Annotated in this window: 20 protein-coding genes; 4 read left to right on the top strand and 16 right to left on the bottom strand. The window is 62.9% G+C overall.

All coding sequences use genetic code 11. The annotated features are described in order from the left end of the window. Positions 1-171: 171 nt before the first annotated feature. From DSC91_RS27450 to DSC91_RS27425, 6 genes are all read right to left on the bottom strand, one after another. Positions 172-441, bottom strand: coding sequence for an HPr family phosphocarrier protein (locus DSC91_RS27450; protein ID WP_054035732.1), 270 nt, complete (start codon positions 439-441; stop codon positions 172-174). Between the two features lie 106 nt (positions 442-547). Then, a complete protein-coding gene (locus DSC91_RS27445) occupies positions 548-1,075 on the bottom strand; it encodes a PTS sugar transporter subunit IIA (protein WP_115781731.1) in 528 nt (175 codons plus the stop codon). Positions 1,076-1,406: 331 nt separating this feature from the next. Beyond that, positions 1,407-2,363: a glutathione synthase gene (gshB, locus tag DSC91_RS27440; protein WP_115781730.1), complete on the bottom strand. Its 957-nt coding sequence runs from the start codon at positions 2,361-2,363 to the stop codon at positions 1,407-1,409. A gap of 101 nt (positions 2,364-2,464) precedes the next feature. After that, on the bottom strand, positions 2,465-3,754 hold the full coding sequence (gshA, locus tag DSC91_RS27435; protein WP_115781729.1) for a glutamate--cysteine ligase: 1,290 nt from the start codon (positions 3,752-3,754) through the stop codon (positions 2,465-2,467). A 235-nt stretch (positions 3,755-3,989) separates the two neighbouring features. After that, positions 3,990-5,498, bottom strand: a complete 1,509-nt coding sequence (locus tag DSC91_RS27430) for an ammonium transporter (protein WP_115781728.1) — start codon at positions 5,496-5,498, stop codon at positions 3,990-3,992. Positions 5,499-5,542: 44 nt separating this feature from the next. Continuing rightward, positions 5,543-5,881 carry a P-II family nitrogen regulator gene (locus tag DSC91_RS27425; protein ID WP_006048089.1) on the bottom strand — a complete coding sequence of 113 codons (339 nt, stop codon included), beginning with the start codon at positions 5,879-5,881 and terminating at the stop codon, positions 5,543-5,545. A 398-nt stretch (positions 5,882-6,279) separates the two neighbouring features. On the opposite strand from DSC91_RS27425, the gene DSC91_RS27420 reads away from it, so the two are divergent. Together DSC91_RS27420 and DSC91_RS27415 are read left to right on the top strand one after the other, a co-directional pair. Next, entirely contained in the window at positions 6,280-6,537 is a 258-nt protein-coding gene (locus tag DSC91_RS27420) for an accessory factor UbiK family protein (protein ID WP_074285568.1), read from the top strand. Between the two features lie 121 nt (positions 6,538-6,658). After that, a complete protein-coding gene (locus DSC91_RS27415) occupies positions 6,659-8,272 on the top strand; it encodes a YifB family Mg chelatase-like AAA ATPase (RefSeq protein ID WP_115781727.1) in 1,614 nt (537 codons plus the stop codon). A 332-nt stretch (positions 8,273-8,604) separates the two neighbouring features. On the opposite strand, the gene DSC91_RS27410 is transcribed toward DSC91_RS27415, so the two are convergent. Beyond that, a complete protein-coding gene (locus DSC91_RS27410) occupies positions 8,605-9,144 on the bottom strand; it encodes a hypothetical protein (protein WP_229758136.1) in 540 nt (179 codons plus the stop codon). Positions 9,145-9,455: 311 nt separating this feature from the next. Here DSC91_RS27410 and DSC91_RS27405 point away from each other — a divergent pair, with 311 nt between their 5' ends. After that, entirely contained in the window at positions 9,456-9,986 is a 531-nt protein-coding gene (locus tag DSC91_RS27405) for a TlpA disulfide reductase family protein (RefSeq protein ID WP_115781725.1), read from the top strand. Positions 9,987-10,118: 132 nt separating this feature from the next. Here the strand turns inward: DSC91_RS27405 and DSC91_RS27400 are convergent, their stop codons facing one another. The 8 genes from DSC91_RS27400 to ugpQ form a co-directional block, all read right to left on the bottom strand. After that, positions 10,119-11,471 carry a sigma-54-dependent transcriptional regulator gene (locus tag DSC91_RS27400; RefSeq protein WP_175172052.1) on the bottom strand — a complete coding sequence of 451 codons (1,353 nt, stop codon included), beginning with the start codon at positions 11,469-11,471 and terminating at the stop codon, positions 10,119-10,121. Positions 11,472-11,487: 16 nt separating this feature from the next. After that, positions 11,488-13,488, bottom strand: a complete 2,001-nt coding sequence (locus DSC91_RS27395; RefSeq protein ID WP_115781724.1) for a sensor histidine kinase — start codon at positions 13,486-13,488, stop codon at positions 11,488-11,490. A gap of 46 nt (positions 13,489-13,534) precedes the next feature. After that, positions 13,535-14,815: a dicarboxylate/amino acid:cation symporter gene (locus DSC91_RS27390; RefSeq protein ID WP_115783530.1), complete on the bottom strand. Its 1,281-nt coding sequence runs from the start codon at positions 14,813-14,815 to the stop codon at positions 13,535-13,537. A gap of 486 nt (positions 14,816-15,301) precedes the next feature. Then, positions 15,302-16,372, bottom strand: coding sequence for an ABC transporter ATP-binding protein (locus tag DSC91_RS27385; RefSeq protein WP_115781723.1), 1,071 nt, complete (start codon positions 16,370-16,372; stop codon positions 15,302-15,304). 45 nt (positions 16,373-16,417) lie between these two features. After that, positions 16,418-17,209 (bottom strand): ABC transporter permease, encoded by a 792-nt coding sequence (locus tag DSC91_RS27380; protein WP_115781722.1) that lies wholly within the window; start codon positions 17,207-17,209, stop codon positions 16,418-16,420. After that, complete coding sequence (locus DSC91_RS27375) at positions 17,206-18,144, bottom strand: ABC transporter permease (RefSeq protein ID WP_115781721.1); 939 nt, start codon at positions 18,142-18,144, stop codon at positions 17,206-17,208. The genes DSC91_RS27380 and DSC91_RS27375 overlap by 4 nt, the downstream gene beginning before the upstream one ends. Before the next feature lie 178 nt (positions 18,145-18,322). Next, positions 18,323-19,435 carry an ABC transporter substrate-binding protein gene (locus tag DSC91_RS27370; protein ID WP_115781720.1) on the bottom strand — a complete coding sequence of 371 codons (1,113 nt, stop codon included), beginning with the start codon at positions 19,433-19,435 and terminating at the stop codon, positions 18,323-18,325. A 100-nt stretch (positions 19,436-19,535) separates the two neighbouring features. Then, on the bottom strand, positions 19,536-20,321 hold the full coding sequence (gene ugpQ, locus DSC91_RS27365; RefSeq protein WP_115781719.1) for a glycerophosphodiester phosphodiesterase: 786 nt from the start codon (positions 20,319-20,321) through the stop codon (positions 19,536-19,538). A 556-nt stretch (positions 20,322-20,877) separates the two neighbouring features. Between ugpQ and DSC91_RS27360 the strand changes: the two genes are divergently transcribed. After that, entirely contained in the window at positions 20,878-21,648 is a 771-nt protein-coding gene (locus tag DSC91_RS27360) for a DeoR/GlpR family DNA-binding transcription regulator (protein ID WP_115781718.1), read from the top strand. Between the two features lie 135 nt (positions 21,649-21,783). Here DSC91_RS27360 and DSC91_RS27355 read toward each other — a convergent pair whose 3' ends face one another. Then, positions 21,784-23,451, bottom strand: coding sequence for a Na/Pi cotransporter family protein (locus DSC91_RS27355; RefSeq protein WP_115783529.1), 1,668 nt, complete (start codon positions 23,449-23,451; stop codon positions 21,784-21,786). Positions 23,452-23,601 lie beyond the last annotated feature (150 nt).

The raw sequence follows: 23,601 nt of genomic DNA, 5'->3' as shown, positions 1-23,601 counted from the left end.
AGCACGAAATGCCGTAACCGACCACAACGATGCACCGTCGTCGAGCGTGCGCTCCGGCAACGCGAACCCCTGCGCGCCGCGGAAAGGCGCCGCTCATGTTGCGATTGTCACGCGCTAAAAAAAAGCCGCGGACAACCGCGGCTTTTTGCGTCAGGCAAGGAGCGCGCGAATTCACTGACCCTCGCCGAATTTATCGGCAATCAGTTTCAACAATGCGTCCATGGCTTCTTTTTCGTCGGTGCCTTCCGTTTCGATCAGCACCGTGCTGCCTATCCCCGCGGCCAGCATCATCACACCCATGATGCTCTTGGCGTTGATACGGCGGCCATTGCGGCTCATCCAGATTTCCGCCTGGTAGTTGCCCGCGAGTTGCGTCAACTTGGCCGACGCGCGCGCGTGCAGCCCCAGCTTGTTCACAATAGTCGTTTCCTGTTGCAGCATGTGATGGTCCGAAGCGCGGGTAAGTGTTGTGGTGAAAGGTGAAACTACAAACCAGCTGCGCTCGGGTCGCAACCCGAACGCAATCGTTTAAAGCCGTGAAATTCGCTTACAACCCGGTCGAACCGGCTTTCTGAGTCAGGTCGGCCCCGGCCGGCAACGCCGACAAACAGTCCGTGGCGGCGGCAGCGGGCGGCAAGGCCGGCAAACAGTCGCCGGACTCCGCGGGCGGCGCAACCGGCGCCGGCGTGGCAGGTCCGATTGCGTGCACGCCCTTGGTGGCCCCGGCGAGCGCTTTGTCGACCAGCGTGTCGAGCGGAGTCGCGCGGTAACAGACCGCACGCACCAGCATCGGCAGATTGACGCCGCACAGCACGCGGACGTTCGGCACCGAAGCGAGCCGCCCGGCGATATTCGCCGGCGTGGCGCCAAACATGTCCGTGAGCACGAGCGCGCCGTTTTCTTCCTTGAGCCGCTCGATTTCCGCATGTGCGAACGCGACCTGCTGTGCGGGATCGCAATCCGGCGATACGTCGATCACGCCGATGCGAGCCGGCAAGCCGCCGTAGATGTGCGAAATACAATCGCGCAACGCGGTGGCGAACGGAGCGTGCGCAATGATCAGAATGCCTGCCATGTCAGCCTTGCTGCAAAAGAACGGCCCCGAACCGTGGACCGGGACAAAGCCCGGTTCGTAAGCGCCCTCGACTGGCCGTGGGTCGTGAGGGCCGGAACGCATCACCCGACGAGCGGTCCGCGGCGCCGGATACCGCGACGGCACGGGCGGGAAACAGCTCGTTCACAGTCCGCAATCCATGCCAGTGGCGCCTGACAGACACCTTCCACTCGGCTTGGCGCGGAAGAGCGGGCATTGTATCAGGCCCATTTTCACGCCAAAGCCCGTGTTTTGCTTGATGCGGATTTACTACACAGTTTGGGGGCCGTGGCGGCCATTCAAGGGCCGCGCCTCAAGCGGCAGCACGCTCCAACGCGTCGATGAACATCGCGGCGACGTCGAAGCCGGTCTGATCCATGATTTCGCGGAAACACGTCGGGCTCGTCACGTTCACCTCGGTAAGCCAGTCGCCGATCGCATCCAGCCCGACCAACAGCAGACCGCGCGCGGCGAGCACCGGCGCGAGCGTGTCCGCGATCTTGCGGTCGTGCTCGGTAAGCGGGCGCGCCACGCCGAGTCCACCCGCCGCGAGGTTGCCGCGCACTTCGTTGCCCTGAGGAATCCGCGCAAGCGAAAACGGCACTGCTTCGCCGCCGATCAGAAGAATGCGCTTGTCGCCATCCTTGATCTCGGGGATGAACTTTTGCGCCATCACCGAGCGCGCGCCATCGTGGCTCAGCATCTCGATGATCGAACCGAGATTCATGCCGTCGGCCTTCACGCGGAACACGCCCATGCCGCCCATGCCGTCGAGCGGCTTCAGGATCACGTCGCCGTGCTCTTCGTGGAAGGCGCGCAAACGCGTGGCGTCGCGCGTCACCAGAGTCGGGGCGACGAACTGCGCGAACTCGCCGATCGCCAGCTTTTCCGAATGATCGCGAATCGCCTGGGGCTTGTTGAAAATGCGCGCGCCGCCGCGTTCGGCCAATTCCAGCAACCACGTGGACGTCACGTATTCCATGTCGAACGGCGGGTCTTTGCGCATGACCACCGCGCTGAAGCGCTTCAGCGAGCGCGGCGCGGCCGCTTCAGCGGCGTACCAGGTGTCGCGATGCAGATCCGTCACGTCGCCGACGATCGCAATGCGCTGCACGTTCGCCTCGACGTCGCCGCCCGTCCACGCCAGATGCTTAGGCTCGCACGTGTAGAGCGTGTGACCGCGGCGCGCGGCTTCCGCCATCATCGCGTAGGTGGAATCTTTGTAGATCTTGAACTGCGTGAGCGGATCGGCAATGAAAAGAATGTCCATGGGGATTCCGGTGCGCCCTTAGGGCTTGGCATTGATCGTCAATATAGTCGCTGAAAATGACGATGGCGGCACGCATGCCGCCATCGTCCATCTCGCGGTGCTTAAACCTGAATCGCTTCCGGATCGGTCTTTTCCAGTTCGACCGATGCGGCCAGCAGCCCGAGCCGCGCCACCACGCCGTACATGTAGAAGCGGTTCGGCACCGCCGCGCCGGGCTTGGCGTGCGCATCCGGCAGCGCCGTATGCTCGAAACCGAGCGGCACGAAGTGCATGCCGGGCGCGTTCAGATTCTGATCGCGTTCGCGGCTGCCGTGGACGCGGTAGAAGCCGCCCACCACGTAACGGTCGATCATGTACACGACCGGCTCGGCGACTTCCTCGCCGATCCGCTCGAAGGTGTACACGCCTTCCTGCACAATCACGTCATGCACTTCGAGGCCGTCTTTGGTGGCCGCCATCTTGGCGCGCTCGCGCTTGGTGAGCGCGGCCACTTCCGACGCGTCGTGCACGGTCATCACGCCCATGCCATACGTGCCCGCATCCGACTTGATGACGACATACGGTTTCTCGGAAATGCCGTACTCGCGATACTTCTTGGCGATCTTCTTCAGGACGCCGTCGATCGCGTCCGCCAGCGCTTCCTCGCCGGTACGCGCCTGGAAATCGACGCCTTCGACATGCGCGAAGTACGGATTGATCATCCACGGATCGATCTCGACCATCTTCGCGAACTTCTTCGCGACGTCGTCATAGCAGGAGAAGTGCGTCGATTTGCGGCGCACGGCCCAGCCGGCGTGCAGCGGCGGCAGCAGATACTGCTCGTGCAGATTTTCCAGCACGGGCGGAATACCGCCTGACAGGTCATTATTCAGCAGAATCGAGCACGGGTCGAAATTCTTCAGACCGAGGCGGCGCTGCGAGCGCTCGAGCGGTTCGAGCACGAGCTTCTGGCCGTCGGACAAGGCGATCGTGACCGGCCCGACGATGCTTTCGTCGAGCGTGCCGAAACGTACGTTCAAGCCGGCCTGGCGCATGATCGTGGCCAGACGGGCAACGTTCTCGAGATAAAAGGCGTTGCGTGTATGACGCTCCGGAATCACCAGCAGATTCTTCGCGTCCGGGCAGATCTTTTCGATCGATGCCATCGCGGCCTGCACGGCGAGCGGCAGCACTTCCAGCGGCAGATTGTTGAATGCGCCGGGAAACAGATTGGTGTCGACCGGCGCGAGCTTGAACCCCGCGTTACGCAGATCGACCGAACAGTAGAACGGCGGCGTGTGCTCCTGCCATTCGAGCCGGAACCAGCGTTCGATAGCGGGGGTCGCGTCGAGGATCTTCCGCTCGAGGTCGAGCAGCGGGCCGTTTAACGCCGTAACTAGGTGCGGAACCATTGATCACTCGCAGACTGGAGAAAAAAGATTGTAGAGCAAATGCTTTGTCCATTTGGGGACGGTTTCTCCATTCGCAAGCGGATGCGAATGCATTCTCGCTATCGCCATGATAGGCGCGGAAAACGACGGCTCACAAGAGACGCTGCAAGAAAAAAGCCCGCCATAAAGGCGGGCCAAAGTCGCTGCGCTTGATTCTGATCCGCAAGCGCCGGCGCTTGCGGTTGCGGAACGGTCCTTATTCGACGTGTTCGCCGTGCAGGCTCACGTCCAGGCCTTCGCGCTCCTCTTCTTCCGTGACGCGCAGACCCATCACCATGTCGATCACCTTCAGCAGGATGTAGCTCACCACGCCGCTGTAGATCAGCGTCGTCAGCACGCCCTTGGCTTGCAGAATCACGCTGCCGTCCGCGCCGCCGATGTCCTTGACCGCGAACACGCCGGTCAGGATTGCGCCCACGATACCGCCGATGCAGTGCACGCCGAACGCGTCGAGCGAGTCGTCATAACCGAGCTTGTGCTTGAGCCACGTTGCCGACCAGAAGCAGATCACGCCTGCCGCGATGCCGATCACCAGCGAACCTGCCATACCGACGAAGCCCGAAGCCGGCGTAATCGCCACCAGACCTGCCACGGCGCCCGACACGATACCGAGTACCGACGGCTTACCCTTGGTTGCCCATTCGGCGAACATCCATGCGAGTGCTGCTGCCGCGGTTGCCACTTGCGTTGCGAACATCGCGAAACCGGCACGGCCGTCTGCTGCCACTGCCGAACCCGCGTTGAAGCCGAACCAGCCCACCCACAGCATGGCGCCACCGATCAGCGTGAGCGTCAGGTTGTGCGGCGCCATTGCTTCCTTGCCGTAGCCGACACGCTTGCCGAGCACCAGAGCACAGACCAGCGCCGCGATACCGGCGTTGATGTGCACCACCGTGCCGCCCGCGAAGTCGAGGATGCCCGCGCTAGCCAGCCAGCCGGTCGGTTCCCACACCATGTGCGCGATCGGCGAGTAGACGATGATCGACCACAGCGTCATGAACACCAGCATCGCCGAGAACTTCATACGGTCGGCAAACGCACCCGTGATCAGCGCCGGAGTAATGATCGCGAACGTCATCTGATAGACGACGTAGACCGTTTCCGGGATCGTCGGGGCAAGGTGGCTGACGGTCAGCGTCGTGGCCTTGTCGCCCTTGATGTAGTTCATGCCCGCCATGAAGAAGCGCGAGAAGCCGCCGATGAACGAACCGCCCGGCGTGAAGGCAAGGGTGTAGCCCACCACGACCCAGATGATCGACACGAGGCAGGTGATCGCGAAGCTTTGCATCAGGATCGCGAGCACGCTCTTCTTGCGGACCATGCCGCCGTAGAACAGCGCCAGACCCGGGATCGTCATGAACAGCACGAGCGCGGTGGAGGTCAGCATCCAGGCGGTGTCGCCCGAATTGATCTTCGACGAATCGACCGAGAACGGCGCGGTCGGTGCGGCAGGCGCGGCGTCCGATGCTGCCGGCGCGGCTGCGGCGGCGCTGGCAGCCGGTGCGGCGGACGCATCAGCGGCCGGTGCCGAAGCCGCGGCGGCAGCAGGCGCTGCCGAGGCGTCAGGCGCCGGCGCGCTCGCCGTCGTAGCGGGAGCAGCAGCCGAAGCGGCTGCGGGGGCGGAAGCGTCGTCCGCGAGGGCGGCGCCGATACCGCCCGCGAGCAGCGAACCGGCCATCAGCATGGACATCAATAATTTGCGCATCTTCGTTTTCCTCTTGTCGCTATCTGTGTCGCTATCTTTTGGTGTTACAGGGCGTCCGCGCCGGTCTCCCCGGTGCGAATCCGAATCACCTGCTCGATCGGGGTGACGAAAATCTTGCCGTCGCCGATCTTGCCGGTGCGTGCCGCGCGCTCGAGCGCCTCGATCGCCTGGTCGACGATGTCGTCCGAGACAGCGGCCTCGATCTTCACCTTCGGCAGGAAATCGACGACGTATTCAGCGCCCCGATAGAGTTCCGTGTGGCCCTTCTGACGACCGAAGCCTTTGACTTCCGTCACCGTGATGCCCGAGACGCCGATGGCCGACAAGGCTTCGCGCGCCTCATCGAGCTTGAACGGCTTGATGATTGCGGTAATGAGTTTCATGAAATCCCTCGCTAAGTTGCGTAACCCGTTGCGTAACCCTGTTTGCGTACCTGTAACCCGTTCGCGTGGTCTCGTTCCGCTGCCGGCAAGAAGCACCCGGCAGTGCGCGCGGGGCAGTAACAGCAACTCGCGTGCCATGTTGTGTCAGACTTCGCCTGGGGCATGCGGCAAAAGGGGCGCAAGCGGCCCTGGCCGGATGGCCAACGTCGGCGGGGCACGCTGGCGCGGCGCATGGATCGTTGCTAGAGTGTTTGAAGGCTTTTAACGTTTGAGCGCGCACCAAACGGGCTCATGCAGCAGTGGCAGTCAACAGGTCATGCACCAAGACGGCACATTCGACGTGGCAAAGCACAGACGCAACGAAACATGCACATTTTTTGTGCATCAAAGGGAACACCATGAAACAACCGAACGATGTCTTTAACGATTTTCAGGCCCGCATGAGCGAGCTGTTCAAGAACTCGCCGGCCAAAGATGTCGAACGCAACGTGAAGGCCATGCTGTCGCAGGGCTTTTCCAAGCTCGACCTGGTCACGCGTGAGGAATTCGATACGCAGACCCAGGTGCTGGTGCGCACCCGGGCGCGCCTCGAAGAGCTGGAGCGCCGCGTTGCCGAACTGGAGCAGAAGCTGCCGGTTACGACGCAAACGTCCTGACGCTTTGCGCGCAGCGCTTTAGCTGCGTCGTGCTGCACATCACTGGCAAGCGAGCCGTGACGTCATCAGCGTTTTAGGGGACTCGCGCGCGCCCTCGGCGCGCCGTCCGACGGGAGAAAACATGTCGCTTGCCGTGGTGCGCAGTCGCGCGCCGGCCTCTGGCCGCGCGCCCGAAGTAACCGTCGAGGTTCACCTCGCGAACGGATTACCCTCTTTTTCGATCGTCGGCCTTCCGGATCTGGAAGTGCGCGAAAGCCGCGAGCGCGTACGCGCGGCGCTGCAGAACTGCAGCTTTGATTTCCCCGTGCGCCGCATCACCGTCAATCTCGCTCCTGCCGATTTACCGAAGGAATCCGGCCGCTTCGATCTGCCGATCGCTTTAGGTATTCTGGCCGCGAGCGGACAAATTCCACCCGAGTCCCTCCTGCATCGCGAATTCGCCGGCGAGCTTTCGCTGACCGGCGCGCTGCGGCCGATGCGCGGGGCTTTCGCGATGGCCTGTGGGACCGCCCGCAGCGGTACTTCTCACGGCGGGCTGGAAAGCCCGTCCGGTGGTGCCTCAACGCACCCTACGCCGGGCATGCCGGCGACACCCGTGGCGTGCGTTCAGCGCACCCCGCAGCTCTACCTGCCTGCCGCGAGCGCGGCCGAGGCGGCGCTCGTCCCGGGTGTCGACGTCTACGGCGCGACCGACCTGCCGTCGCTGTGCGCGCATCTGGCCGGCGCACCCGACGCCCGGCTCTACCCTGTCGCGGCACCTGAGCTCCGCGAGACCGCACCGGCCGCGATTCCCGACATGAGCGATGTGATCGGCCAGCGCGGCGCGCGCCGCGCGCTTGAAGTCGCCGCGGCCGGGGGACACCACGTCTTGCTGGTCGGGCCGCCTGGCGCCGGCAAATCGATGCTCGCCGCGCGTCTGCCAGGCCTGCTGCCGCCCATGACCGACGACGAAGCACTCAGCTCGGCGGCATTGCTGTCCGCCAGCCGGGCCGGCTTTATGCCGTCGCAATGGCGGCAACGGCCGTTTCGCGCGCCACATCATTCGTCGAGTGCGCCGGCGCTGGTTGGCGGGCGCAATCCGCCGCAACCCGGCGAGATCACGTTGGCGCATCTGGGCGTGCTGTTTCTGGACGAGTTGCCGGAATTCGACCGCCACGTGCTGGAAACCCTGCGCGAACCCCTCGAGGCCGGCCGCATCACCATCTCGCGCGCCGCCTTGCAAGCGGATTTTCCGGCGGCCTGCCAACTGATTGCGGCAATGAACCCGTGCCCCTGCGGGTGGCGCGGCGACCCCAACGGTCGCTGCCGCTGCACGCCGGAGATCGCGGCGCGTTATCTGCGCAAGCTGTCCGGGCCGCTGCTCGACCGGATCGACATCCAGCTCGAGATTCCTGCGCTCACGCCGGCGGAGTTGTCCGCACGCTCCACCACCGCCGGTGAATCCAGCGCAGCGATCGCACGGCGGGTGAATGCCGCTCGCGAGCGGCAACTGGCCCGGCAAGGCAAAACCAATCGGGAACTGGGCGGGCGGGAAGTGGACGAAGTCTGCCGGCCCGACGCAACCGGTGAAGCGCTATTGCGCCAGGCCGGCGAACGCTTCGGCTGGTCGGCACGTGCTTACTACAGAGTCCTGAAGGTGGCGCGAACCATCGCCGATCTGGCCGGCACCGCCATGCCGAGCGCCGCGCAAATCGGCGAAGCCATTCAGTACCGCAGGGCTTTGGGGTCGGTATAAAGCGAAAAATCAGCTGTCAAGACTTGACTTATGCACATGCGCGCGTTCCAGATAGATTTTGAAACATCTGCAAGGCAGACAGAAGCACGCATCAAAAAGACATTGATTCGATTGGACTTTTTCGGCTTGGCCGAGCGGGCTCGATCTGACAGAATGCCCACGGGATGGGCATCTTCGGCAAAAAACGCGAAGTTCTCAACAGAGTTATCCACAACCCCTGTGAGTAACCGGAAAACTTCAACGTAAACCGGGAATTAGCGTGCGATGCTACGAAGGAACCTTCACTGCGCATTACAGGTTATCAGCGCGCCGATGTGGCCCAAACGACGCTTTCAATACAGCTGGAACGACGAAAAAAACTGGTCGACCTGCTCCTGCTGCAAGGGCTTGGACGCAATGATCGCGGCCTGATATGCATGCCGGCCACGCGCAACCAGCCGTGCATAGACGGTGCGCGTCTCATGCGTCGAGCCGGCCTCACCGCTCAGCTTCATTTCCAGCCCCAGCACCTGCCCCCCGGCGGCGAGCGGAATTTGCACGGTGTGGGCGTCCGGCGCGGCGCCAACATTACGCGCGAGGCCCGTGCGCAGGAATTCGAGCGCGGCACGCTGCGTCGCTTCGTCATCGCTTGGCAGCATCACGGTGCCGACTGCGAACACGGCGTCGCCGGCTTCGGCTGTCTGCATCGCCATCTGCATCGGCTTGCCGTCGATCTGGACCGCGCGCTGATCGTTGCCCGGCTTGGCCGGCAGGTCGACCGTGTAGCCGTTGTCGTTATTCATGACGGTGCGCCAGTCGAAAGTCGGTGAACACGCTGCCAACGCGCCGCCCAACGCCAGCGCGCAGGCAGCCGTTCCAAGTACTGCACGCATTCGCCGCAAGTGGGAAGCGGCGCCGGCCGGGCGGCCGTCTGCCAGGGAGGCACTCGAGGAACGGCTAACGGGGCGGCAAGACGGGACTGTCGGGACTGTCGAGATTCGGGCAAGGAAGCGAAAAGCGGTTCGAAGCATGGGGACGGAAGATCGGACTGACAGGAACGTAAAGTTCTATTATCGCCTCCCGGGCCGCCCGCTGCCGCGCAGCCGGAATGGGGCTACAATAACGACGCCAAGCATTACCGGATTTAAAAGTCCAAACCAAAGCACTGTCCCGCGCGTTCTGCGCGACTCTCGAGGTTTCGTTCATGAGCTCCACCCCGTCCACCGCCGCACGGCGCGCGAATCCGATTCGCACCATCATCATCGCCGTCGTGGCCGTCGCGATTGCGATTGCCGGCTATTTCGCGTTTGCCGGCCAGCAGCGCGTGCCCGATGCGACCTTCACGTTGCTGTCGGGCCAGAAAGTCTCGACCGCCGACCTGAAAGGCAAGGTCTACCTGGTCAACTTCTGGGCGACCAGCTGCGACACCTGCATGAAGGAAATGCCGCAGATGGTCCAGACCTATAACCGCTTCAAGGGCAAAGGGCTCGAATTCGTAGCCGTCGCGATGAACTACGACGCGCCGATGTACGTGGCCAACTACACGCAAACCCGCCAGTTGCCGTTCAAGGTTGCAATGGACGACGGCTCGGCCGCCAAGCAGTTCGGCAACGTCCAGCTCACGCCGACCACCTTCCTGGTCGACAAGGACGGCAAGATTCTGAAGCGCTATGTCGGCGAGCCGCAATTCGCGGAACTCGACCAGTTGCTGGAAAAAGCGCTGAACGCGGCTTGATCGCCGGCTGCGTTGCCGCTTGATCGCCGCTTGATTGCGGCGAAAAGCCTGAAGCACAACGCCCACACAACACCCAGATTCAAACACGCCGGCGCCAGAGTCACACCTCCTCGCCGCCGGTGCCTCAACTTCTCACCGCTCCCCTTCCCCCTTGGCCGCGAGGCCATACCGCTTGATCTTCTCGTAGAGCGTCGCCTTTCCAAGCTGTAGCTTGTCTGCAGCAACCGCGACGACACCGCCGGCTTGCTCCAACGCCTCTGCGATCACCGCCCGCTCGAATTGCTCGACACGTTCCTTCAACGGATGCGCCGCTGCGTCGTCGGCGGCGAAAGACATGACGGGATCGTCGGCGACGCCGAGCACGAAGCGGTCGGCGGCATTGCGCAGTTCGCGCACGTTCCCCGGCCACTCCCGTTGCATCAGGCTGGCACGCTGCCTGTCAGTAAGAATCGGCGCCGGGCGCTGATAACGGACCGCCGCATCCAGCAGGAAGTGTTCGAAGAGCGGCACGATGTCCTCGCGACGCTCGCCCAAAGGCGGCAGTGCGATCGTCACCACGTTCAGGCGGTATAGCAAGTCGCGACGGAACGAGCCGTCCGCGACATGCTCCGCCATGTCGCCCTTTGCGGCAGCCACCACGCGGCAATTCACACGAATCGGCTGATTCGAGCCGAGCCGTTCCAGCACGCCGTCCTGCAACACGCGCAGCAGCTTGACCTGCAGCGCGAGCGGCATGCTCTCGATTTCGTCGAGGAACAGCGTGCCGCCCGAGGCATGCTCGAGCTTGCCGATCCGGCGTTTTGCCGCACCGGTGAATGCGCCGGGTTCGTAGCCGAACATTTCCGACTCGAACATCGGTTCCGGCAGCGCGCCGCAGTTCACCGCGATAAACGGCTTGTCACGCCGCGGCGACAGTTCATGCAGACTACGCGCGATCAATTCCTTGCCCGCGCCGGTGTCGCCGTTGATCAGCACCGACGCGTCGGTCGGCGCGATGTTCGCAATCAGCCGCCGCACCTGCTCGATCGCCGGACTGCGGCCGATGATGCGCGGCGCGACCGTGTTCTGCCCAGCCAGCTCGCGGCGCAGCGCAAGATTCTCCAGCACCAGCTTGCGGCGCTCCAGCGCACGTCGCACGGTTTCGATCAGACGCTCGGATGCGAAGGGCTTTTCGATGAAGTCATACGCGCCGTCACGCATCGCCTGCACGGCCATCGAAATATCGCCATGACCGGTGACCAGAATCACCGGCACGTCGGGCGCGCGCTCGTGGCACTGCGCGAGCAATTCGAGTCCGCTCGCGCCAGGCAGGCGAATATCGCTGACAATCACCCCTGAGAAATCCGCGCTGATCATCTTCGCCGCGGATTCCGCCGACGCGTGGCCGATCACGTCGAAGCCCGCCAGTTGCAAGCTCTGCACGCTGGCGCGCCGCACCAGTTCGTCGTCTTCGATATACAGCACCTGCAAGCCGTCGTTCAGCATGTTGTTCCCGTCTGATTCAGGAGCCCGTGGTCAGCGGGTCCGATGTGTGGCTCGTCTGCACGCGCGCGCGGCGCAGCGTCAACACGAATAATGCACCGCCCTCCGGCGCATTGCGCGCCACCAGCGTGCCGCCGCAGTCGCGCGCAATCGACGACGAAATCGCAAGGCCGAGCCCCAGGCCCTGACCCATTTCCTTCGTCGTGAAGAACGGCTCGAACAGACGCGGCAGCACGTCGTCGGGGATGCCTGGGCCGTTGTCGCGCACGGCGAACGACACGCTCGACTCAGCGGTTTCGATCTCGATCGAAATACGCGGCGGGGTCATCCCCGCCGTGGCGTCGAGCGCGTTGCCAAGCAGATTGATCAGCACCTGTTCGAGCCGCAGATCGTCGCAGTGGGCAACCAGATCGGGGGGATCGTCGGCCAGATTCAGCGGCGTGCGCGCGCCGGTGCCGCCATCGAGCAACGCGAACTCGACTTCGACGCCTTGCAGGCGCTTTTGCAGCAACGCGATGACGTTGCGCAACGCGCGCATGACCGGCGCGCGCGCACTGCGCGGCCGTGCCCGTCCGACGAACAGCTTCAGCTGATTGGTGATCTTGCCCATGCGCTCGGTGAGCGCCGCGATCGCTTCGAGATTCTCGAACGCCGAGGCCTGGTCGCCGCGTTCGAGCAACACGCGCGTGTTGTCCGAAAAACCGCGCAGCGCCGCAAGCGGTTGATTCAATTCATGCGTGATGCCCGCCGCCATCTGACCCAGCGCGGCGAGCTTGCTGGCCTGGATCAGTTCATCGTGCGCGGCGCGCAGTTCCTGTTCGGCGCGCGTTCGCTCGGCGACTTCCTTCTGCAACTGCTCGTTTGCCTGCGACAGATCCGCCGTGCGTTCGGCCACTCGCCGGTTCAATTCGGCGTAGGCCTTTTGCAGCAGCGAACGGCTGCGCATCACTTCACGCACCCGGGCACGGCGCATTCTCCAGTAGAACGCGAGCAACACCAGCGACACATAGCCGAAGCCGGTCACGATGGTCGCATTGCGCGCGTCGGCGTCGACCGGACCGACCGGCGACATCGTGATCAGGTGCCAGTCCGGCTCGCCCATACCGCGTCGCGACGCCAGATAGCGCGGCGCATAGCGGCCGCCGCCGATGCGCACGATCTGCGCATTGCCTTCGAGCGTGCGTTCGATCGTCACTGGCAGCGGCGCGATCGGTTGCTGCGCATACTGGCGCGCCTGGTAGATCGAATCGGCGACCTGGCCCGACAACGGCCGGATCGTGTGATATTTCCACGCCGGCATCGACGACAGAAAGATCACGCCGTGGTCGTCGGTGACAACCAGGGGCTCGGACGCATCCGCGCCCTGAAACCATTCGAGATCGAGTTTGACGACCGCCACGCCGACGATCTTGCCGTCACGCCGTACCGGCTGCGAGATGTAGTAACCAGGCGCCTGCGAAATCGTGCCGATGCCGAAAAAGCGGCCCACGCCGCCTTTCACCGCATCGAGAAAATACGGCCGGAATTGATAGCCCGCGCCGATGAAGCTGCCCGGCCCGTGCCAGTTGCTCGCGGCGACGCAATAGCCGTCGAGCGGAATGATGTACGTGACCGTCGCCCGCGCGTGGCGGTTGAGGTCTTCGAGATAGAGATTGGCGCGCTCGACGTTGGCAGGGCTGGGATTGACCAGCACGTCCTGCACGATGGGATGTTCAGCCAGCAGATAAGGCAGCGATTCGTAGCGCTCGAGCGTGCTTTTCAGCGCGCTGGTCGTGCGATCGACCCGCACTGCGGCGTTGCGCCGCAAATTGTCGATCCCGCTCTGCCACGCAATGCTGTACGTGAGCCCGCACGCCGCCACGAGCCCGGCAACGAGCGCGAAGAGGATCAGCAGGCGGCGCGTCACGTTGGCAATTCCCGATCGGTAAGGATCGGATATTGTGGCATAAGGCGCCGCGCCGTCGGCGTAAGCTTCGTCGGCCGACGGCGCGGGGTCTGGGCTCGCGGCCGCCGCTTTCATAGGTGGGCGTCCGCGGCCGAAGTCGTGCTCGTAACGGCTGCCTGGCTTAAGCCTCGGCCGGCTCTTTGACCGCCACTTCACCCCGCAACGCGGCGTTCAGCTTGCTGCGGTCCAGTTCCTTTTCCCATGCCGACACCACCACCGTCGCGACACCGTTGCCGACGATGTTCGTCAGCGCGCGGCATTCGCTCATGAAGCGGTCGATACCGAGAATCAGCACCATGCCCGACAGCGGAATGGTCGGCACCACGGCGAGCGTGGCGGCCAGCGTGATGAAGCCTGCGCCGGTCACACCGCTCGCGCCCTTCGAAGTCAGCATCGTCACCGCCAGCAGCGTGAGCTGCTGCGTCCACGTCAGGTCGGTATTGGTGGCCTGAGCGATGAACAGCACGGCCATCGTCATATAGATGTTGGTGCCGTCGAGGTTGAACGAGTAACCGGTCGGCACCACGAGGCCCACCACCGAACGCGAGCAGCCGAGCTTTTCGAGCTTCAGCATCAGTTGCGGCAGCGCGGCTTCCGACGAGCTCGTGCCGAGCACGATCAGCATCTCTTCCTTGATGTAGCCGACAAAGCGCAGGATGTTGAAGCCCACCGCACGCGCGATGATGCCGAGCACGACCACCACGAACACGATCGAAGTCAGATAGAACGTGCCGATCAGCTTGAGCATAGGCAGCAGCGAGCCGATGCCGTACTTGCCGATCGTGAACGCCATTGCGCCGAACGCGCCGATCGGCGCCAGCTTCGTGATGATGCGCACGATGCCGAACAGCACATGCGAGAGCCCGTCGATGAAGTTCGTGACGACCTTGCCCTTCTCGCCGGCCGTAGCCAGCACCGCGCCGAACAGCAACGCGATCACCAGGATCTGCAGGATTTCGCCCTGGGCGAACGCCGACACGAGCGTGTCCGGGATGAGGTGCATCAGGAAGTCGACCGTGGTCTGGCCATGCGCCTTCGCGGCATACGAGGCGACCGCCTTGCCGTCGAGCGTGGCCGGATCGATGTTGAAGCCGACGCCGGGCTTCAGCACGTGCGTCGCGATCAGGCCGAGCACCAGTGCGAACGTCGAAACGATTTCGAAGTACAGCAGCGCCTTGCCGCCGACGCGCCCGACCTTCTTCATGTCTTCCATACCGGCGATACCGGTCACCACCGTACAGAAGATGATCGGCCCGATCACCATCTTGATCAGCTTGATGAAGCCGTCGCCGAGCGGTTTCATGTCGACGGCGAAGTCGGGCGAATAATGGCCGAGCGCGATGCCGATGATGATCGCAACGATCACCTGGACGTATAGCACTTTGTAGAAAGGTTTCTTCACGATGTTTCCTGCGATATGGGTGAGCTCAAGGCCTGCCACGCTGCGCACCATGCGAACGAATAGTCGTCACGCCTGTGCACGGCATTAGGCCGCGACAAGACGACGAATTCAGAAATACCGGGAGGGGAAATCAGACATCGTTGTCTCCTTGCTTTAGTTGTCGGACCGTTGCGGCCGCGTGATCTGAATTGCAAGGTCGATGCCAGCTTGACGCAAAGCGGATCACCTTGATTATTATAGGTTTTTTGGTGTACTACGGCGTGCGTCGTCCGGGATTCCGGAAATCCGGACAAGGGGCGTCGGGGAATCCGGAATCCATCCGGGCCGCGCATCCGGGAAAACCCGGAACGCTTTTTGGGCTGCGGCTTTCGCCTGTTTCAGCCGAAGCTGCCCAGCCTGTGCGCGGGGCTTTCTTGGCACGCGTTAGCGGAAACCGCCCAGCCGTGTGCGCGGCCTTCGCTCGCCTCAGGCACTACTGGTCGGCTTCTATGCGCCGCCCTCTTCGAGCACCAGCAAGTTCTCGTGCGAGAAACCGAGCGATACCGGTTGACCCCGTTCGGGCAAGCCGCGATTCGGGTCGTTGAACACGTCGAGTGAAATCACGGCGTCTTTCACGCGCGCCCTGATGCGCACCACCGCGCCGAGGAAATTCACTTCTTCAACAGTTGCGTTCAGCGTGTTGCGGCCCGGCGCGGCCGGTTCCAGCACAATGGCTTCGGGCCGCAGCGCGATCATGCGTTGCTTGCCCACGTCGTCTGCCGGCAGTTCCTGCGTGGTGGTGAGCTCCTGACCGTCGACAGCCATCTTGCCGGTCTTCGGGTCGATCACATGGCCCGCCAGAATGTTCAGCGTGCCGACGAACGACGCGACAAAGCGCGTGCGCGGATAGTTATAGATCTCCGACGGCGTGCCGACCTGTTCGACGCGCCCCTCGTTCATCACCACGATGCGGTCCGAAATCGACAGCGCCTCTTCCTGATCGTGCGTCACGAAAATCGACGTGATGCCCAACTCGCGCTGCAGCGCGCGAATATCTTGCCGCAACGAAATGCGGATCTTCGCGTCGAGCGCCGATAGCGGTTCGTCGAGCAACAGCACCTGTGGCTTGCCGGCGAGCGCGCGCGCCAACGCCACGCGCTGCTGCTGACCACCCGACAACTGCCATGGATAGCGTTGGCCGAGATGCGGCAGCTTGATCAACTGCAACATCTCCTCGACGCGCTTGTTGATCTCCGCCTGCGGGCGGTGCGTGATCTTCAGTCCGAAGCCGATGTTGTCGGCCACCGTCATGTTCGGAAACAACGCGTACGACTGAAACACCATGCCGACCTTGCGCTGCCGCGTGCGCAGGTGCGTCACGTCCTTGTTGTCCAGCCGGATGATGCCCCGCGTCGGCGTTTCGAAGCCGGCGATCATCCGCAGCACCGTGGTCTTGCCGCAACCGGACGGCCCAAGAAACGTGATGAATTCGCCGCGCTCGATCTTCATGTCGAAGTGATGCAGCGCCGTGTTCGCCCCGAAGGACTTATGCAGATTTTCGATCTCAAGGAATGCCATGATTCGCTGCCTTAGTCGGACACATGAGTCCGTCAAATGAGTCCGTCAAATTTTCTGGCCGCTAAGCGAGCGGGCCGAACCGAATACCTGAATCAAACCCATCGACGCCCACGTAATCACGAACGCGATGATCGCGAGCGCCGACGGTTCATACGCGCGGTTCGCGCCGATCAATTGCAGATACGGGCCGAACGCGGGGCGGTCGAGCAGACTCGCCAGCGTGAACTCGCCGATCACCACGGCGAAGGTGAGAAACGCGCCGGACAGAATGCCCGAGCGGATATTCGGGAAGATCACCTTGAACAGAATCGTCGGCCAGTTCGCCCCGAGACATTCGGCGGCCTCGGTCAGCGAGCGCACGTCGACCGCGCGCAAGCCGGCGTCGACCGCGCGGTACATGTACGGCAGCGAGAGTGTGACGTAGCCGAACACCAGCAACAGGTCGGTCGCACGTTCGTTGGCCGTGAGCGGCAGAATCGAGCTGCTGTTATAGATGCGCAGATAGCCGAACACGATCACGATCGCCGGCACCACCAGCGGCAACAAGGTGATGAACTCGACGATGGGCCGCAGTTTCGGCAACCGCAATTGCACGTAGTACGCCGTCGGCACCACCAGCAGTACGCCGACAATGATCGTCAGCACCGCCATCAGAATCGAATAGCCGAACGAGGCCTGAAAACGCGGATCGCTCAGCACGACGCTATACGCCTCGAAGCTGTAGACGCCGCGCTTCATGCGCAGGCTGAATTCGAAGGTGGCGAGCAACGGAATCAGAAAGTACAGCGAACCGACAATCATCGCGGTCCACGCACCCACACGCGACTGGCTTTTCATCGACGCCCCCTTTCAGCGCGCGAACGCAGCCAGATGTAACCGCCGTTCGACAAGCCCGTCACGAGCACCATGCCGAGCGCGAGCGCGTAGCCGAGGTTCTGGTTGTGCATCACGTCGCCGCGAATCTGCGCATACAGCAGGATCGTGACGATGTTCAGCGAACTGCCCGTCAGCGCATAAGCCGTGGCGACCGCGCCGAACGAATTGGCGAACAGCAGCAGCGTCGCGCCAAGCACGCTCGGCCACAGCACCGGCAACGCCACGTGGCGCCAGTATTGGAAGGCTGTGCCGCCGAGGCAGTCGCAGGCTTCACGCCACTCGCGCTTCAGGCCGTCGAGTGCCGGCGTGACGATCAGCACCATCAAAGGAATCTGGAAGTACAGGTAAGTCAGCGTCAACCCGGAGAAGCTCAGCACGCTGAAGCCCGTCGAGTACAGATTGAAGCCGAGATACTTCTTCAGCAATACGGTCACGAGACCGACACGCCCCAGCGTGCAGATGAAGGCAAATGCGAGCGGCACACCGGCAAAATTCGAAGCGACGCCGGAGAATGTCATCAACGTAGGACGAATCCAGCCCGGCAATTTGCCTTGCACCGCCGCCCACGCGAGCAGAGACCCGATCACCCCGCCGCCGAGCGCGGAAGCGGCGCTCACCTTGAAGCTGATCCAGTAGGCGTCCATTACCGTGGGCTGGAGCAGGTCGCGAAAGTTGCCGAGCGTAAAGTGGCCTTGCGAATCCTGGAACGCGCCGACCATCAGGAAGCCGGTCGGCAGAATCAGAAACAGCAATGCGAAGGTAAAAAACGGCACCACGCCGATCCAGGCGAGGAACTGCGACGCGCGTCCCGGACCGTCGACGCGAGGCGTTGGCGTGGGTACAGGCGGAACCAGTAATTCCGGCTGCACCGATCCAGCATCCGATGAAGCGCTCATAGCTCACCCTCAGGCAATCTGGCTAACATCTGGCTAACGCTAGGCGCGCCGCTCTCCTGGAGCGGTGCGCCACCTTTGAAATTGCGCAGCGCGGCTAAAAGCGACGGCGTGTGCGGCATGCTGCGGCAAGCCATAGATCGCCGCCTCACTGCCGCCGCATCCGCGTGCGCCGCGACGATTACTTGACGTTCGCGCCGACCGCTTCGTCCCAATGCTTCGTGATGGTCTCCTTATAGGCGTCCTGTTCGGACAGCGTCGGGAACACCACGTTCTTGTACGACGACGGCGGCGGCAGCTTGTCGAGCAGCGCTTGCGGGACCTTCTTCGCCGACACCAGTTCGTTATAGCGCATCGGATGGCAATAGCCGCTCAGCCAGCCGATCTGGCCTTCGTCGGAGTACAGGTATTCCATCCACAGCTTGGCGGCGTTCGGATGCGGCGCGTAGGCGCTGATCGCCTGAACGTACACACCGGCGACCACGCCCGTCTTCGGAATCACCACCTGCACCTTCGGATTGCCCTTCAGCGTGTCGCGGTCGGCCAGCGCGTTGTAGTCCCAGCGCACGACGATCGGCGTGGTGCCTTGTGCAAGCGATGCGGCCTTGCCAATCACCGGCACGAAGTTGCCGTTCTTGTTCAGGTCGGCAAAATACTTGAGGCCGGCCTTGTCGGCCTTGCTCACATCGCCCTTGCTTTGCGACAGGCCCGCGGCGAACACCGCCTGGATCGCCTGATTGGCCGTGCGCGGATCGCCGGCCAGCGAGACGGCGTTCTTATAGTCTGACTTGAGCAGATCGCTCCAATCGGAAGGCAGCTTGTCGATCATGTCGGCGTTCACTTCAAACGACAGCACGCCGTAGTAATCGCCATACCAATAGCCGTCCGCATCTTTCGACTCTTTGGGAATCGAGTTCCACGACGCGACCTTGTACGGCTGCAGCAAACCCTCGGCCTTCGCGGTCGGACCGAACGACAGACCCACGTCGATCACGTCAGGCGCCTGCGGGCCCTTGTTGCCCTTGTTCGCCTTGATGGCTTCGACTTCGTCGCCCGAGCCCGCATCCGGGTTCAGCTCGTTGATCTTGATGCCGTACTTCTTCTGAAAGCCGGCGACCAGCTGACCGTAGTTGCACCAGTCGTGCGGCAATGCGATCACGGTAAGTTGGCCTTCCTGCTTGGCGGCTGCGACCAGTGCGTCGAGCGGCGCGGCCGAGGCGCTGCTCACGCCGGCTGCGGCGACACCCGCAGCGGCCGACATCGAAAGTAAACGAGCTAACGCGGTGCGCTTCATAGTCTTCCCCATCCTCTGCCGAAATTGCTACGTTTGGAAAATTTCTAGTTTCTAGCTCCGTGGACGCACGCCCATGCAAGCTCGCGCGGCCCCGCCATGCTCAGTCCGGGTTCGCCGGCGCCGAAAACATGTCGTGTTCCAGTCTATCGATGCGATCTGTACAAATCATGTCGACGCCCCATTGCGCGAGGAGCCTCGCCCGCTCGGGGTCGTTCACCGTGTAGGCCAGCACGCGCAGTCCGGCCGCCTTGATCCCGGCGACCAATGGCTCGGTCAGGAACCGATGGCTCGCGTGCAACGACACACAGTCCAGCTCCCTGACGATGCGCAGCCAGTCAGCCGGCACCTCTTCGAACAGCATGCCGCGCCGCAGCGAGGGCGCCGCATCGCGCGCCGCGGCGAGCGCCTCGAACGAAAACGACGACAGCAGCGGCGGCGTCTGCCCTTGCCACAAAGTCAGTGCGCCGCTTGCGACCAGCCGCCCGGTGATCTCGTCACGCCCGGGGCAGGGTTTGATCTCAATGTTGGCGGCAATGCCGTCTTGCGCGCAACACCCGGCAGCCTCGGCGAGTGTCGGCAGGCGCGTACCGACGAACTGCGGCCCAAACCAGGCGCCGGCATCGAGCGCGGCCAGCTGGTTCCAGGTGTGTTCGGCGGCGGCGCCATGGCCATTGGTGGTGCGTTCCAGTGTGTCGTCGTGCAACAGAAAAAGCTGGTTGTCGGCGGAGAGCTTGGCGTCGAACTCGACCATGCGGTAACCGTGGCGCACGCATGCCTCGAAGCCGGCCAGCGTATTCTCCGGCGCCAGCGTGCCGCCGCAGCGATGCGCAACCAGCCTCGAATACGGCCAGTCTGCGGATAAGGTGCGATCAATCCCGTTTCCCACGTCTCGTTACCTTCCAGATAGAGCGGGTTAAATATGCTCTCGACACGTTCCCAGCTGCCACTGCCGTCATGCCACAACTGCGCCATGCAGCCGCTACGCGTGAGCCCCGCGCGTAGTATCGCGCCAATGGGCGGCGCTGCGATAGCTGACCGTACAGCCAACGCCGCGCGTCGCCACAGCCCCGCAATCCTATTGTCAGGATGCCGAACCTCGCGGTGTTCCGGCAGCGCCGCATACAATATGCGTCTGGGCCAGACGGCAGATCTCAAAGTCCATTATGGCAACGACGTGTGTCTATCAAATTGCCAAGAAACGCCGCGAAATGCTCGAAATCGGACATTTCAATTCCTTTTCGAACATTTGATGTTCGAAATATGCGCCGCGTTTCAATTTGCGAAGGCTAAGGTTAAATACACAAACTTGCAAGCTGCCAAAAAAATACAACACAATTCGGCTAAAGTAGTACGCTTGTCATTGTCCGGACACACATCCGTGCCCACGATGGCGCTACTAAAACAAGCCGTGTGAACGCGCGTTCGCATCCAAGGAAAAATGCATGTGGCAGGAAGACCGTCATCAGAGAATTCGCGCGTTGCTGTCCACGCTTCAACGCGTGTCGACCGAACGGATCATGGCGGACCTCGGCGTATCGCGCGAAACGGTGCGGCGCGATCTGCTCGACCTTGAGGCACTCGGCGAACTGCGGCGCGTGCATGGCGGAGCGATCAGACCCGCCGACGAGGCGCCTATCGCCGAGCGTGCCCACACTCGCGTCAAATCCAAAACGGCGATTGCCAAGGCGGCCACCGGTTTGATCGCCAGCGGCCAGACACTGTTCATCGACGCAGGCACCACCACTGCGGCGCTTGCCGAAGAGCTGGCGAAACTGGCGAACCTGACGATCGTCACCAATTCCATCGACGTCGCGCTGAAAATGCGCGGCGCCGTGGATCAAACGGAAGCGGCCAACGAAGTGATTCTGCTCGGCGGCTCGATCAGCGACCGCGCGATGGCGACCACCGGCGCCACCACCGTGCTCGACATCCAGCGCTATCGTGCGGACATGGCCTTGCTCTCGCCGGTCGGCGTCGATCACCGGCACGGCGCGACCAACTACGATCACGGTGAAACCGAAGTGGCACGCGCCATGGTCGCCAACGCGGATCGCGTGGTAATCCTCGCCGACTACAGCAAGATCGGTCAGCGCAGCCGGATTTCATACTGTCCGGTCGATCGGATCGATGTGCTGGTCACCAACAAAAAAGCAGCCGAGGCCGCCGACTTTGCGCCGCTGAAAAAGAAGCTGGAAGAAATCGTTCTCGCTTAGGGCACCGGCGTGTTCGCGGTTTCGCGCGAATGCAGCACGAGAGCGTTGAAAGCACGCTACGCGAGCGGCGGCCGCACGCAGCACACGTAGATGCCCGCCTATAAGCGGTGCTTGCGGCCAACAGCTACGAGCCGCTTATTCCTTCACATGCATCGTGTCGAGCACGCGCTTGCGCAAGCGCGTGTCGCGCAGCGCACCGGCTGCGTCGAGCACCGGATAGGCCGTCGAACAGAACAGCGAATTGAGCCGCTTCATGTCGCTGATCAGATCCAGATGCAGCGCACTGGTCTCGATGCTGCGCAAAGTTTGCCCGGCGAGCCGATCCAGATGTTTGTAGGAGTACGCGCGCTCCAGATCGCGAAAGCGCTCCTTCTCCGCCAGCAGCCGCTCGGCGCAACGCAGATCGTTATTCAGAAACACCGACAGGCCAAGCTGCAGATTGCTGACGAGCCGTGCCTGCAAGTCGTCCAGTTCGCCCAACCCCTCCTCCGAAAACGACAGCCGGTGCGCGATCTTCTTTTCCTCGATATCGCTGACGATCCGCTCGATGATGTCGCCCGCATGCTCCAGGTTGATCGTCAGCGAAATGATGTCGGTCCAGCGGCGGCTATCGGCCTCGTCGAGTTGCTCGCGTGAGATCAGCGTCAGATAGGTTTTGACCGCGGCGTAGAGTTCGTCCACGTCGTCGTCCATACGGATCGTTTCGCGCGCTTTTTCGAGGCTATTGTCATGGATCAGGTCCGCGACGTTATCGAGCATGGTGCGCACAATGTCGCCAATGCGCAGCACCTCGCGTGCGGCGTGCGCGAGGGCGAGCGTGGGCGTGGGGAGCGCGGCGGGATCCAGATGCAGCGGCCGCAGTTCGCCGTTTGGCTGTGGCCGCTCCGGCAACACCCGCGTGCAGATGCGAGCCACCGGATCGATCAGCGAAAGGCACGCGCAGCAACGCAGCGTGTTGTAGATCACGTGAAAGCCGACCACCGCTTCGCGGGGATTCGCGATCAGCACCGGCAGCCCGCGAGCCAGCAGCGGCGCGAACGGCAGGATCAGCAGCGCGCCGGCCAGCTTGAATGCCAGGCTGCCCAAGGCCAGGCGCCGCGCCGCCGTGTTCTGGGCGAGCGTGCCCATCAGCGCCAGCAAGCCGCTGCCGAGGTTCGCGCCGATCACGAGACACAACGCCACCTTGAGTGAGATCACGCCGGACGAGGCAAGCGTCGCCGTCAGCAGGACTGCCGCGAGACTCGAATAGGACAGCATCGCAAATGCCGCGCCGACCAGCGCGTCGAGCATGGTGTCACCGGTCAGCGCGCCGAACATCACGCGCACGCCGGCGCCTTGCATCATCGGCTGAGCGGCTTCGACGATCAGGTGCAGCGCCAGCAGGATCAGGCCAAGTCCGATCAGGGCACGGCCGACCTGGCCGAGACGCGTTTGCTTGCGCGACAGAAAGAGCGGCACACCGAACAGGATCAGGATCGGCGACAGCCATGACAGATCGAGTGTCAGCAAGCGCGCCATCAATGCGGTGCCGACGTCTGCGCCGAGCATGATCGCGAGGCCGCTGGTGAGCGGCAGAAGACCTTGTGCAGCGAACGACGTGACGATCATCGCCGTTGCGTTGCTGCTCTGCACGAGGCTCGTGACGCCGACGCCCGAGAGGAAGGCACGCCAGCGGCTGCTGATGCTGCGCCCGAGAATGCTGCGCAGATCGGCGCCGAGCACGCGCAGGATACCGGTACGCACGATGTGCGACCCCCACACGAGCAGCGCCACACCAGCCAGAAGGTTAAGGAGAATCAACATAAGGCACTGCGCATCCATTCCTGCTGCCATGACCCGAACCGCATGCCGCACGAACCGGCACCCGGGGCGTTTATGACAATAGTGTTGCACATTTTTGCCTTATTGTAATTTTGTGCTTTTAAATATACGCTCGTGCCAACCTGTGGATTG

This window comes from Paraburkholderia caffeinilytica (genome assembly GCF_003368325.1).
Classification (GTDB): domain Bacteria; phylum Pseudomonadota; class Gammaproteobacteria; order Burkholderiales; family Burkholderiaceae; genus Paraburkholderia; species Paraburkholderia caffeinilytica.
The sequence above is the reverse complement of the archived record's forward strand: the minus strand, read 5'-3'. Positions and strand labels throughout refer to the sequence as shown.

Excerpts from the sequence above, each read along its gene's own strand:
- DSC91_RS27450 (WP_054035732.1), bottom strand. The coding sequence starts at position 441 with ATGCTGCAACAGGAAACGACTATTGTGAACAAGCTGGGGCTGCACGCG.
- DSC91_RS27445 (WP_115781731.1), bottom strand. The coding sequence starts at position 1,075 with ATGGCAGGCATTCTGATCATTGCGCACGCTCCGTTCGCCACCGCGTTG.
- gshB (WP_115781730.1), bottom strand. The coding sequence starts at position 2,363 with ATGGACATTCTTTTCATTGCCGATCCGCTCACGCAGTTCAAGATCTAC.
- gshA (WP_115781729.1), bottom strand. The coding sequence starts at position 3,754 with ATGGTTCCGCACCTAGTTACGGCGTTAAACGGCCCGCTGCTCGACCTC.
- DSC91_RS27430 (WP_115781728.1), bottom strand. The coding sequence starts at position 5,498 with ATGCGCAAATTATTGATGTCCATGCTGATGGCCGGTTCGCTGCTCGCG.
- DSC91_RS27425 (WP_006048089.1), bottom strand. The coding sequence starts at position 5,881 with ATGAAACTCATTACCGCAATCATCAAGCCGTTCAAGCTCGATGAGGCG.
- DSC91_RS27420 (WP_074285568.1), top strand. The coding sequence starts at position 6,280 with ATGAAACAACCGAACGATGTCTTTAACGATTTTCAGGCCCGCATGAGC.
- DSC91_RS27415 (WP_115781727.1), top strand. The coding sequence starts at position 6,659 with ATGTCGCTTGCCGTGGTGCGCAGTCGCGCGCCGGCCTCTGGCCGCGCG.
- DSC91_RS27410 (WP_229758136.1), bottom strand. The coding sequence starts at position 9,144 with ATGCGTGCAGTACTTGGAACGGCTGCCTGCGCGCTGGCGTTGGGCGGC.
- DSC91_RS27405 (WP_115781725.1), top strand. The coding sequence starts at position 9,456 with ATGAGCTCCACCCCGTCCACCGCCGCACGGCGCGCGAATCCGATTCGC.
- DSC91_RS27400 (WP_175172052.1), bottom strand. The coding sequence starts at position 11,471 with ATGCTGAACGACGGCTTGCAGGTGCTGTATATCGAAGACGACGAACTG.
- DSC91_RS27395 (WP_115781724.1), bottom strand. The coding sequence starts at position 13,488 with ATGAAAGCGGCGGCCGCGAGCCCAGACCCCGCGCCGTCGGCCGACGAA.
- DSC91_RS27385 (WP_115781723.1), bottom strand. The coding sequence starts at position 16,372 with ATGGCATTCCTTGAGATCGAAAATCTGCATAAGTCCTTCGGGGCGAAC.
- DSC91_RS27380 (WP_115781722.1), bottom strand. The coding sequence starts at position 17,209 with ATGAAAAGCCAGTCGCGTGTGGGTGCGTGGACCGCGATGATTGTCGGT.
- DSC91_RS27375 (WP_115781721.1), bottom strand. The coding sequence starts at position 18,144 with ATGAGCGCTTCATCGGATGCTGGATCGGTGCAGCCGGAATTACTGGTT.
- DSC91_RS27370 (WP_115781720.1), bottom strand. The coding sequence starts at position 19,435 with ATGAAGCGCACCGCGTTAGCTCGTTTACTTTCGATGTCGGCCGCTGCG.
- DSC91_RS27360 (WP_115781718.1), top strand. The coding sequence starts at position 20,878 with ATGTGGCAGGAAGACCGTCATCAGAGAATTCGCGCGTTGCTGTCCACG.
- DSC91_RS27355 (WP_115783529.1), bottom strand. The coding sequence starts at position 23,451 with ATGTTGATTCTCCTTAACCTTCTGGCTGGTGTGGCGCTGCTCGTGTGG.